Origin of the sequence: Rivularia sp. UHCC 0363, assembly GCF_034931125.1 — a bacterium.
Lineage (GTDB): Bacteria > Cyanobacteriota > Cyanobacteriia > Cyanobacteriales > Nostocaceae > Rivularia.
This window is the reverse complement of sequence record NZ_JAYGHM010000006.1, coordinates 100,046-112,659: the sequence shown is the minus strand read 5'-3', so window position 1 is coordinate 112,659 and position 12,614 is coordinate 100,046. Positions and strand designations below refer to the sequence as shown.

Here is a 12,614-nt window from a genome sequence, read left to right as displayed (position 1 = left end):
TTATGATTTTAATTACAACAACAGTTAAGTTATAGATCGCACAAGAACACAATAATTTTGTCACCTAAATAGACAATTTACCCTGGGTATTGCGATCGCATAACCAAAGGTAAATTATAATTGTGTCTATTTCCTAAAACTTACAGACTATTTGATTACTTGAGCTACTACAGTCCGGTGACGGGGACTATTAGGAGTAATTGTAGGAGTTTGGAAGCCAGCATTAACTAAAGCTTCTTCAATATTTAGGGTGAAATATTCATCCAAATAAGGTTCTGTGCTTTTGAGTAAAGTAAAAACATAAGGCGGCATTTTCTGATAAATTTCAGATTGAGGATTCATATCCATAACTGCTAAATGACCGTTAGGACGTAATAATCGTCGCGCTTCTGTAAATATTTGTCGAGTTGCAGACTGGGGTAATTCGTGACAAGCTAGAAAAATCGATATTAAGTCAAACGAACTATCCGGTAAACCTGTAGATTCTGCTGCTCCATGAACCCAATTAATATCGGCTTGACGCTGTTGCGATCGATAATTAGCGACTGATAGGAAATAAGGAGATAAATCTAAACCCGTAACTTTAGCTTGTGGATAAGTTTCTTGTAAAGCAAAAGTACTTAAACCGACACCGCAAGCCATATCTAAAATATCTTGTGGTTCGGGAATCTGTGATTTAATCAGATCGTGAAAAGAAGCGCGTAGCTTTGAGTCTCCTTCGATTTCACCAGCTTTACTAAAAAGTGTCGAGTGAACAGTCAAAGCTGCAACTTCTAATTCTAAAGCAGGTTTCCAACCAAGATTGCCTTCTTGATAAGCGTGGAATGAAGTCATATAGTAATCGGGATAAGAAACTCGTGAATTTTCAATCTTCTTGATTTCACTTTCCCAATCAATCGCTTTCATTTCTTCAACTTGTTTCTTCCAAGGTACACCAATTCTTTCCCCGCGTTTAACCATCATTTGACGGGCTTGATGTTTGGCTATACCGTACAGTGGCTTAATTCCCAGCAATCCATTGATCAAGCGTGTAGATAGTGGAACAGTATTTTTTGTAGCGAGAACCATCAGTAATATTAGTTAATTTACTTGTTGATTTGGAACATTTTCAAAAGTTTGTCTGTAAAAATCATAAGCCTTGAACGAAATTATGTCGTAAGTTGAAAAAAATATTTAACAAACATTTTAGCTAAGGGGACAAGGGAATTAGGAGTTAGGAGTTATGAATTTAAAACTTCCCCATTACCAATTACCAATTCCCAATTCCCAATTCCCCATTCCCAATCCTCAATTCCCTATTTCTGATTCTTTTTCAATGCTAATAACATTTCCATTTGGGTAAGGGATTTATTGGGACTAGTTGCGGTAACTCCGATTCCGCGAATTGAGTTGAGGATTGCGGTTGCTTCTGGTGTGGGTGGGGAAAAACGGTTAACCACTGGTAGAGCTTTTTCCATATCTATATATAAATAACCGCCGTTTTCTTTTGGTAATGTTGCTGCGATCCCTTGGAAAGTTTGACCGCTGTTGAGGGGTTGTAATGACTTGCTTGCAAGTGTTTGGGCTATAGGACCGCCGAAAGCTAGTAGGGCAGTTTTATCATCTAACCAACCGTGGGCTAGTAATGCACCTTGTCCGGGGATTTGCCATTCCGTAATGTTTTTACCGTCGATGTCTTTTCGATCTATTTGGATTGATTGGGCTTTAGCTAGATTGTCTAACTTGCTGAATGTGGCTTCTGCGGTTTTGCGATCGCCAGTATGAAACAAGAATGCACCCCCGAATCCAACTTGCTTTAATAATCCTTCTTGTATAGGAATTGCAGCTATGCTAAATTCCCCATCCATCCACCCGAAAACATCTTTATCCAAGTCTAGACCGACTGACTGTAATTGTCCTCTTGCTTGCTGAAGCATGACGTTAAGTTCGGGAGCGTCTTTTGCTTGTTCTGCGAAACCCGTCCACCATTTACTAATACCTGCTCCACTAATTAGAGCAATTGTATTTTGGGGAAGTTGGGACAATACTTTTCCAGGCGTTTTTTCGTATTCATATTTTACTAGTTGGGAGTCTAAGTTAGCGTTTGCTTTCATCCGCACTCCGCTATCATCAACACCAATACCTGCAACAACGGATTTGACTTGTTTTAATTGTTCTAAAGTTTGCGGTGGTAGTTGCGCTTGCGGATTATTCGCGATCAAATTTTTCACCATAGCCGAATAATCGGGTACGTAAATTTGTGCCAAAGTATTCTCTAATTTGAGATTATTTCCCATAACTTGGGAAGCACCTGATTTACTTAAAAAAGAAGGTTCTCCTTTTGATGTGTCGATCGCTTGCTGGACTGCGTTTTGAGAAGGAGCAAACAATACGCGGTCATTTAAGATGGTGCTGTATGTAGAAGTTTTTGTACCTTTGGTTTCCTGGATTTTCTGACCTTTATAGTCTATTTCGCTGGTTTTAACGCCTTTTTGCTGCTTGAGTTTGTTGGCAAAGTTTAAAGCTTCTACCTTATCTTTGATTCCTACTACCATCAAGATATTTGGTTCCGAGGATTGGGTATCTTGTGCGGGTTTAACAGCAGGTGGAGGTAATACCGCTACCATTACACCACCAACCCAAGGCTTTAAGTCTTGATCGTAAGTAATGCTATCATCGTTTGACAAATTGTCATTAAAGCTCTTTAGTCCCGCAGCAACTATTTTTTGAGCTTCGGGAGTACCAAACTGCTCCAACTTCGACCAAAGTTTTGGATCTGTAGCAATATAAGTTGCCATCATCGCATCATCTGGAACTAGTTTGGCACTTGCAGCAGCATCGGAAATACCTCCAGATGGTCCACCCTTTAAATACAAATAAGTCGCGATACCACCAATTAAGACGATAGCAGAACCGATCGCAGGAATTAAAAATTTAGACTTTAGTTTAGACATACAGTATTATCTTTTTCATAAGTTGGCATTGATCGAATAAAAAGTATCGATCTATAGCTCAGATATTTTTCCGAATATGTTGCGCTATACAAGAGATTTAACTAGCGGTTAAATTCTCCTTCACTTTTAATACTTCATATTTCATCTACCAGATTATCGGTATTTACTGATAAAATTAGTAATTCTACACACTATAAATTTATAGATCTGGCAAAATCTATTAAGATAAAAAATCTTGCCCAAAGTATTTATACTTTAAGGAAACCATTTGAGACTTAAAATAAGTAATACGCTTTCACGTTAAAGCGCAATATTCCACAAGTGGTAATAAAACACCAATTGTTATTCTTAACTACATTCAAAATTTTACCAATTATAAGGTTAACAGATATAGATGTTGCACTCACATTTTGATACCGAAAATCCGCGTCATAAGTCTTTTCTTTTACCGGGTGCAAAACCGCAGTATAATCCCGATCGCCCCGGACAGGTTAAGCACATTTTTCTCGATCTGAGTTTGGATATCCCAAATCAAGTTGTTCGCGGTACTTGTAAAATAACTTTAGCGCCGATTTGCGACGGTGTAGACCGTTTACGTTTGGATGCTGTCAACTTAAATATTGAGTCGGTTGCTGTGGCCGAAACCGCCCAAAAGTTCGATCATGACGGCGAACATCTTGATATTGAATTGAGTTCCCCTACTCAAGTTAATCGACGAGTTGAAATTATTATCGGCTATTCGGTGGAAAAACCTCAGCGCGGGATTTATTTTATTCAACCAAGCGAACATTATCCCAATAAACCAACTCAAGTTTGGACTCAAGGAGAAGACGAAGATTCGCGGTTTTGGTTTCCTTGCTTCGATTATCCCGGTCAGTTATCAACTTCGGAAATTCGGGTCAAGGTTCCTAAAGGTTTGATGGCAATTTCTAACGGTGAATTAGTGTCTGCTGAGGAAGACGGGGAAAATAAAGTTTATCACTGGTTACAAAAGCAGGTACATCCTACTTATTTAATGACACTTGCTGTCGGTGATTTTGCGGAAATAAAAGACGAGTGGCATGGTAAAGCGGTTACTTATTACGCAGAAAAACCGCGATCGGCAGATGCTAAACGTACTATGGAAAAAACTCCTCAAATGATGGAGTTTCTCAGCGAAAAGTACGGATATGTCTATGCTTTCCCCAAATATGCTCAAGTCTGCGTTGATGACTTCATCTTTGGGGGAATGGAAAATACTTCGACTACGCTGTTAACAGATAGATGTTTGTTGGATGAAAAAGCAGCTGTTGATAACCGCAATTCCGAAAGTTTGGTTGTTCACGAATTAGCGCATCAGTGGTTCGGCGATTTAGTAGTAATTAAACATTGGTCTCATGCTTGGGTCAAGGAGGGGATGGCAAGTTATTCTGAAGTGATGTGGACTGAGCATGAATATGGTTCTCAAGAAGCAGATTACTATCGATGGGGACAAGCAAACCGTTATATTGCGGAAGATCGCAGTCGCTACCGTCGTCCGATGGTAACTCACGTCTACCGAGAAGCTATTGAGCTTTACGATCGCCATATTTATGAAAAGGGATCGTGCGTTTATCATATGTTGCGATCGCAGTTAGGAGATGATGCTTTTTGGCTAGCTATTGCTACGTTTGTAAACAATAATGCTCATCAAACTGTGGAAACAATCGATTTATTACGAGCAATTGAAGAAACTACTGGTCGTAATTTAACGTTTCTTTTTGACCAATATGTGTATCGCGGTGGACATCCCGATTTTAAGGTTGCTTACTCTTGGGATGGGGATGCAAATTTAGCAAAGGTGACGGTTACTCAAACTCAAGTAGCTACGGAAGATAAAAATAACGAAAATTTATTTGACCTCAAAATTCCCATTGGTTTAGGTTATGTAGAACCACATGACCTGAAAGTATTTACGGTACGAGTAAACGAGAAAGAACAAAGTTTTTACTTCCCCGTTGACAAAAAACCCGATTTTATCAGCTTTGATGTGGGGAATCATTATCTCAAAACTGTAACTTTGGAATATCCCATACCGGAGTTGAAAGCACAGTTACTCCACGATGCAAATCCCGTTTCGCGGATTTATGCTGCGGTTGCTTTAGCTAAGAAAAGCGGATTGGAAGCGGTAAAAGCTTTATCGGAATCGTTGAAAAATGATGCTTTTTGGGGTGTCCGGGTAGAAGTTGTTAAGCAGTTAGCCGAAGTTCAGTTAGACCAAGTGTTTGATGTTTTAATTGAATATTTGTCAGATCAAAATCCCTATGTGCGGCGAGCGGTAGTCCAAGCGCTTGGTAAAATCAAAACTGAAAAAAGCTATCAAGCCTTGAAGAAATTATCACAAGCTGGGGATGAGAGTTATTATGTAGAATCCGCAGCAGCAGCTTCCATCGGTTCCATTGCTGCGACAATGGGAGAAGAGAAACCCGACGAAGCGGAAGTATTGCAGCTATTTGAGCATATTTTGCAATCGAAAGCCGGTTGGAATGAAGTAGTTAGAAACGGCGCGATCACAGGTTTAGCTGAATTAAAAACTAGTGAAGCAGCTTTGAATTTAGTCTTGGATTATACCAAATTAGGTGTACCGCAACCTCTGCGTTTGGGAGCAATTCGTGCTTTAGGAAAAATTTCTGTTGGTCAAAGTAACTCGAATTTAGAAAGGATTTTGGAAAGATTAACCAAACTTGCTCAAGAAACTTTCTTCTTAACCCAAGTTGCCGTAGCATCTTCACTCGGACAAATGGAAACTAAAAAAGCCATTGGTATTTTACGGACTTTAGCCGTACAAACCCCAGATGGTCGCGTGCGTCGTTATGCTGAAGAAGAAATTGATAAAGTGGCTCAAAATACTAAATCAGAAGGTGCTGTAAACGATTTACGTTCCGAATTGGAACAGCTTAAGCAGCAAAACCAAGAACTCAGAAGTCGTTTGGAAAACTTGGAAGCAAAATCGAAGACATCAGAATAAATAGGTCTTTCCTCGTTCCCGGCTGGTCGGCTGGGATTTTTTTTCTAAAGATACCTTTGATTAACTCCTCTGAAGGCTGCCTGGAGGCTCTACCTCTTAATATATTTGAGGCAAAGCCTTACATACAGGAGTTCCCAGTCGGAGACTATGAATTAGTTAGCTGCCGTATCAATTTGTATAAAAATGTACAAAAAAAAATAAAGGTTAATTACTTATAGAGTCAACAGCCTAATATGGGGCTTTCTACCGAACTCTATATTAAGTTATGATAAAGCCTGTAATTTCTTACGGATTATTTTTGTTTGCAGTTACACAAAAATACCTTGCAGTATCCGTATTCGATAATTCAAAGAAATAGTTTATACCTCTTAAATAAAATCTTCGTAAAGATTCGGCTAAGTTGAAGATTTTTGATACCCATTGATATTAAACTTTTGAAAACCGTGATAAATTTTTATAAACAAATAAAAATTGTTTTGCGTACATTTGCAAGGTTATTGATATTTATAAGCTGTTGGTAAAGGATTGCTTAAATTTAGTTCAAGAGTTTGTCATGCGATCACGAAAAAATTTGCGCGTTTAATATTGTGTGGGATGGTTAGCAATGCGTAAGCCAGTTTTAACAATTTTTTACCAATATAATCCTTGGAATACGACGATTGGAGGAATACAAACATTAATTAACATTTTTATTAAGTATGCTCCCTCCAAATTTGAGGTCAGACTTGTTGGAACGGCACAGAGTAGAAATGAGCCTTTAGGTAGATGGCAAAAAAAAGAATTTGCAGGTCGAGAAATTAGTTTTCTGCCCTTATTTGTAGTCGAGGACGATAATATTAGAGGTATTGTACCGACGACTGTGAAGTATACGGCTGCAATGATGGGGCGTTGTTACGCCTCTGATTTTATGCATTTTTACAGACTGGAGCCGACGATCGCCACTTTGAAATGGATTGGGGAAAAGACGCTATTTATCCAGAACGATATCAAAAAGCAAATGACATCGGCAGATGATAAGAACGCTATTTTGTGGCGCAGATTGCCCACAGCTTATTTTGCTTTGGAACGTGCTTTAGTAGGACAGTTTGATCATATTTACTCGTGCAATAGTGACTCAAAATCACTTTATGAACAGCGTTATCCTGATATCTCCGACAGGGTAAGCTTGTTGAACAATACTTTCGATGAAGAAGTTTTTTATCCCGTTTTTGGGGAAGAACGCGATCGGCAAAGACGCGATTTGGCTGCAAAGTTAAACAAAAGCGAAAATACCCGTTTTGTATTGTTTGCTGGCAGACTGCACCCACAAAAAGATCCTTTATTACTAATACGTTCGATCGAAGCATTAGACGAGCCAAATATTCACTTATTAATCGCGGGTGAAGGTGAATTGAGCAGACAAGTACGCGATGAAATTAGTTCTTTAGGATTAGAGCAGCGAGTCACTATGTTAGGAATAGTTCGACAACAGGAATTATCCAATTTACATCGGGCTTGCAATGCTGTTGTCTTAACCAGCGCTTTTGAAGGATTGCCGTTTGTAGTTTTAGAGGCTCTTGCTTGCGGAACTCCAATAGTTACAACCCAAGCCGGTGATACTCCCAGATTGCTATCTCCCGGTAGCGGTATTGTTTGTTCTAAGCGAACACCTGAATGTATCGCTTCGGCTTTACGTAAAGTTGCGATGCATCCCGAAAATTATCCTGTTGAATCCTGCGTGAAAAGCGCCCAGCCTTATGCTGCCAGCACTGTAGTCAGTCAAGTTTACAGTCAAATGTGGCAACGTTGGGAGCAACGCTTAAAACAATCTGTTAGCGTTTAATGCTTATAAACATCTTGAGAGCAAACGAAAGATGAAAATTGCTGTAATTGGTGCAAAAGGTCTACCTCCCAGACAGGGTGGAATTGAACATTATTGTGCGGAAGTTTATCCCCGGATGGTAGCTCAAGGTCATAGTGTAGATTTGTTTGCTCGTTCTTCTTATACCGATAGTTCTTGGTTAGAGAACTACTATTTTGATGGTGTTAAGGTTATTTCTCTACCAGATGTACGTATGAGAGGGGTAGATGCTTTTGTGACCTCGGCACTCGGAGCATTAGCCACCACTGGTAACAGATACGACATTATTCATTTTCAGGCTCTCGGTCCATCTTTATTTACAGGTTTATCGCGGATTACCACAAACTCAAAGATTGTTGTAACCTGTCATGGATTAGACTGGCAGCGGGCGAAATGGGGTAATTTTTCGACTCGTTTAATTCAAATGGGCGAACAGATGGCAGTACGTTGCGCTCATGGAATGATTGCGGTTTCTGATGCGCTCAAGACTTATTTTTTACAAACCTATGGTAGGGATGCAGTATACATTCCTACCGCTCCAGCTAGTTATGCAAGTTCCGATCCAGATTTTGCTTACGGGTCTAAATTAGGTTTGGAGCGGGGACGATATATGTTATTTTTGGGCAGATTAGTACCGGAAAAACGTCCCGACTTACTTGTAGAAGCCTTCAGAAATTTACAACCTTCAAACTGGAAGCTGGTTTTAGCTGGGGGTGTTAGCAATACCAAAAATTTCACCGCCAAATTATTAGAACAAATTGCTCGCGATCGCAATATTGTATTTGCCGGGGAACTGCAAGGAGCGCGTTTAGCAGAAATTGTCCGGGGGGCTGGGTTATTTGTTTTGCCTTCAGATGTGGAAGGATTACCGATGGCGATGTTAGAAGCGATGCGCGAAGGTATTCCGATATTAGCAAGCAATATACCACCCCATCAGCAGTTAATTGGTAGCGGTCGGGGTCGATTATTTGAAGCTGGTTCTCTAGAATCTTGCATCAAAGAACTATCCTGGGCTACCGACAACTCAACCCACATGGTAACAATGGCTCACGAAGCACAAGATTACGTAACCGGCAACTATAGCTGGGAATATATTACAAACGAAACCTTGAAATTATACGAAAAACTTTTGAATTTACCTCCAGAAGTAAATGTGAAAAAACCTGAGAAAGGACTTGCAGGAGTTAGGGAGTAGGTTAAAGGTCAAATGTCTTAATTCCCAACTCCTAACTCTTTAAATCCAAAATCCAAAATCCAAAATCCAAAATCCAAAATTGTGAAGGTACGCGCAATGGAGAAAGGTATTTCATCCTTACTAACGGTATTAAAGCGGCGAAGTTTACCCGCTCTTGCTACTTTGATTGCGGCAATCGGTGGGGCTGTTGTTTACCTGAGCGTTACTCCGCGTGTTTATGAAACTTCTACGCGGTTGATGCTTGATGATAAACAGGTGAGTGTTTCGGAATTGGGTCGAGATTTGACTCAGATGGGAAGCCAAATGCCTGGTGGTCCGAGTCCCTTGGCCGATCAAGCTGAGTTGGTGAAGTCGCAGCGAGTTCTGGAGAAGGCAATCGAAATATTTAATTCTCAATTCCAAGGGCAAAAACAGGATTTTGGGAAAGACGGTTTGACTGCGGAATATTTACGTAAAAACTTGAGCGCAAAAATCGTTCCGGCAACTAATATTCTCCAGTTAGGCTATGAGAATAAAGACCCAGTTCTAGCGGCTCAATTGCTCAACGCTGTATCTGCGGCAATGGTTGATTACGATATTAAAACCATTAGTTCGGAAGCGACTAAAGTTAAGGAATTTTTAGAGAATAGACAACTACCAATCGCGACAAAGAAATTACAACAGGCTGAAGTTGCGGAAAATCAGTACAGACAAGCTAGCGGTATTGTTGCCTTTGACGAACAAACTAAAGCTTTGGTGGAGAATTTAGCATCTCTCGAAGAACAAGAACGGACTTTGAGCGCTTTACTCCAAGAATCGCGATCGCAAGCAGCTTCTTTACGACAAATTACGGATGCTGGTAGTCTGAGTAGTGCTTATTCTGCGGTTCGCAGCGGTGCAGATGAAGAACTAGTTAAAATGCGGGCTAGTTTAGCTGAGTTGGAACGTCAGCTTGTAGAAGCGCGTTTGCGGTTTACCCCAAACCATCCCCAAGTCATGCAGTTAACGGAAAAACGGGACGCTTTCCGTCAAATGTACCTTTCTGAATTAGCTAAAGTATCATCCACAAATCAAGCTGTTCCTGCTAAAAATATAGCTTCCGATCAACTTTCCCAAGAATTAACTGCTAAATTAATTACCAACGAAGTCGAACGTTTAGCGATCGAAAAGAAATTAGCAATCGTACAGACTCAAGTGTCCGATTTGGAAACTCGTTTGGCTCAATTACCAATTAAACAACAGCCTTTAACAAAACTTGTCCGGGAACGAGAAGAAGCTGCTTCAAGTTTAAAATTTTTACAAAGTAAGTTAGAAGAAGCAAGAATTGCTCAAGCACAAAAGGTGAGTAATGTCCGAATTATAGAATCGGCTACAGTTCCAGAATCATCAGCATCGCCGAAAAAGCCTGTAGTTTTGGCTCTAGCGACGATTTTTGGAGCTATTTTAGCTACAGGGGTCATTTTACTGCTGGAATTGATGGATAACACCTTAAAAGATGCGAGGGAAGCTGAAGAATTACTTAATTTACCATTACTGGGAGTATTACCCCGTTTACCTGCGAAAACTTTGGTATTAGAACCCTCTGACAGATTTTTAGACCAAGTTGCTTTGGTGGAACCTTACCGAATGCTGTTCAAAACTCTGGAGTTCCGCAATGATGATGAATTACATCTAATCGTGGTTAGCAGCACCATTTCCGGTGAAGGTAAATCGGTGGTAGTTTCTCACCTAGCCGCAGTTTCGGCAATGCTGTCTCGAAAAACCCTGATAATTGACGCAGATTTACGCAGACCGACCCAGCATACCCTGTTTAATTTACTACCAAAGCCAGGAATTACTGAGATAATTGAGGGCAAGAGAAGTTTTGCTGAAGCGATACAAAAGACTGACGTAGAGAATTTAGATATTTTGACTTGCGGAGAACTGCACGGACGACCTTCGCAGTTGTTAGAGTCTAGAGCAATGAAATCGATTCTGGAGTCAGCCGCGAAGGAGTACGATCTAGTTATTATAGATACGCCTCCTATCAGTGCTTGCGCGGATGCTTCTACTTTGAGCAAGCAGAGTGATGGAGTAGTTTTGGTAACACGCCCCAGCTTTACCAATAAACAAATGCTGCAACGAGCAGTATCAGAATTGACTAGCAATCAAATATCAATTTTGGGAGTAGTAGTTAATGGAATGTCCAATTTGACAGAGAAATATTATCACTATCCCGTCAAAAGTTATCAACCGACAAGATATTTGACTCCAGGGAGAAGAAGATAATGTTAACGAATAAATTCAACAGTTCTTCTTATGGGGCATTCTTGGTAGGATTGGCAGGAATGGCAATTGGAGTAGCTGTTGGATTTGGGGCTGGTGCGATACCTGTAGTAGTAGGTTTGCTTTTGGGTGTAGTAGCAGTACTCGTATTCTTTTTCGCTCGATTTGAACAAGCTGTATTAACTTTATTAGTATTGCGTAGTTCCTTAGACCCTTTTTCCGCACAGCAAATACCTGCGGCTTTTGCTATTGGTTTGGATGCACTAACAATACTTTATGTAATAGTTCAAATACTAATCGGAAAAAAGGTTCATACAGATAAATTTTTCTGGATTTTTGCAGGATGGGTAGCATTTTTAGGAATATGGATAGTTTTACCAATAGTCGGTTGGGGATTATTAGGAAAAACATATTTAGGAGATGGGATTAGAGAGTGGACGCGGATATTTTCTTGGTTGATGACATATCTGCTGGTGATGCAGCTAAAGGGAAAAATTCATCTGCAAAAAATTATACCAGTCTTATTTTTTAGTCTGTTGATACCGTTAATAGTAGGATTTTTGCAGCTTGCTATAAATTTTAGTTTTCCTGCTACGACATATTGTCCAAACTGTTTTAGTTCAACTTTGGGACATCCAAGCACATTCGGAACTTTTTTATTTTTATTTATTGGCTTAACTTTGTGGAAATTAAGTCATATTCAAAAAAACCGTTGGTTTTGGTTGACATTATTAGGGAATTTGGCATTTTTTATGGTAATGACAAAATCCCTTACCAGTTTAATTATGATGTCAGTTTTTGTAATTGTCTTGATTACACCTAAATTGAATTTATTAAGGTTAATTGGGGCAATTTTATTTATCACAATCATATTTTACTTATTCGCGAGTACGGAATTTGGGAGTGAAAAATTAGCCGGAGTTTTAGAAACACCAGTTTTTAATCAAGACTTAGATATATCGCGAACAATATTATTATCATTTGGAGATGGAAACAGCGCAAATTGGCGAATCGCTCAATGGAGTTTTTTAATAGATGCTTGGAAACAATCGCCGCTTTTAGGATATGGGTTGGGTACCAGTAAATATATAACTTATTTTCAAAATTATGCTCATAACGATTATCTTCGATATCTCGCAGAAACTGGAATTATCGGATTAATAAGCTTTATTGTATTTTTAGGAATGCAAATAGTTTATCTAGCGAAATATTTACGAAATTCACCATTAGGAAGTCCGCGTCGAAGCATTTGCGTAACAATGATAGCTATTTTCGCGGCAATACTTATAGGAATGGCTACGGATAACGTTTGGAATCATACAACTTTCTTTTTTTACTGGTGGCTATTATTCGCAATTGTTGGATGGGAAGAGGAGGGGGGGAAAGAGTTAGGAGTTAGGAGTTAGGAGTTAGGAG

General features: G+C 39.6%; 7 protein-coding genes. 5 read left to right on the top strand and 2 right to left on the bottom strand.

Features of this window, described 5'->3' with window-relative positions; genetic code table 11:
• Positions 1-147 precede the first annotated feature (147 nt).
• Complete coding sequence (locus tag VB797_RS05515; RefSeq protein WP_323236653.1) at positions 148-1,068, bottom strand: class I SAM-dependent methyltransferase; 921 nt, start codon at positions 1,066-1,068, stop codon at positions 148-150.
• A gap of 227 nt (positions 1,069-1,295) precedes the next feature.
• Positions 1,296-2,933, bottom strand: coding sequence for a DUF3352 domain-containing protein (locus VB797_RS05510; protein ID WP_323236652.1), 1,638 nt, complete (start codon positions 2,931-2,933; stop codon positions 1,296-1,298).
• A gap of 394 nt (positions 2,934-3,327) precedes the next feature.
• On the opposite strand from VB797_RS05510, the gene VB797_RS05505 reads away from it, so the two are divergent.
• The 5 genes from VB797_RS05505 (at position 3,328) to VB797_RS05485 (ending at position 12,604) form a co-directional block, all read left to right on the top strand.
• Positions 3,328-5,919, top strand: a complete 2,592-nt coding sequence (locus VB797_RS05505) for a M1 family metallopeptidase (protein ID WP_323236651.1) — start codon at positions 3,328-3,330, stop codon at positions 5,917-5,919.
• A 604-nt stretch (positions 5,920-6,523) separates the two neighbouring features.
• Positions 6,524-7,741 carry a glycosyltransferase gene (locus tag VB797_RS05500; protein WP_323236650.1) on the top strand — a complete coding sequence of 406 codons (1,218 nt, stop codon included), beginning with the start codon at positions 6,524-6,526 and terminating at the stop codon, positions 7,739-7,741.
• A 31-nt stretch (positions 7,742-7,772) separates the two neighbouring features.
• Positions 7,773-8,954 (top strand): glycosyltransferase family 4 protein, encoded by a 1,182-nt coding sequence (locus tag VB797_RS05495; RefSeq protein ID WP_323236649.1) that lies wholly within the window; start codon positions 7,773-7,775, stop codon positions 8,952-8,954.
• A gap of 96 nt (positions 8,955-9,050) precedes the next feature.
• Positions 9,051-11,201 carry a polysaccharide biosynthesis tyrosine autokinase gene (locus tag VB797_RS05490; protein ID WP_323236648.1) on the top strand — a complete coding sequence of 717 codons (2,151 nt, stop codon included), beginning with the start codon at positions 9,051-9,053 and terminating at the stop codon, positions 11,199-11,201.
• Positions 11,201-12,604, top strand: coding sequence for an O-antigen ligase family protein (locus tag VB797_RS05485; protein WP_323236647.1), 1,404 nt, complete (start codon positions 11,201-11,203; stop codon positions 12,602-12,604). The genes VB797_RS05490 and VB797_RS05485 overlap by 1 nt, the downstream gene beginning before the upstream one ends.
• The last annotated feature ends 10 nt before the right edge of the window (positions 12,605-12,614 follow it).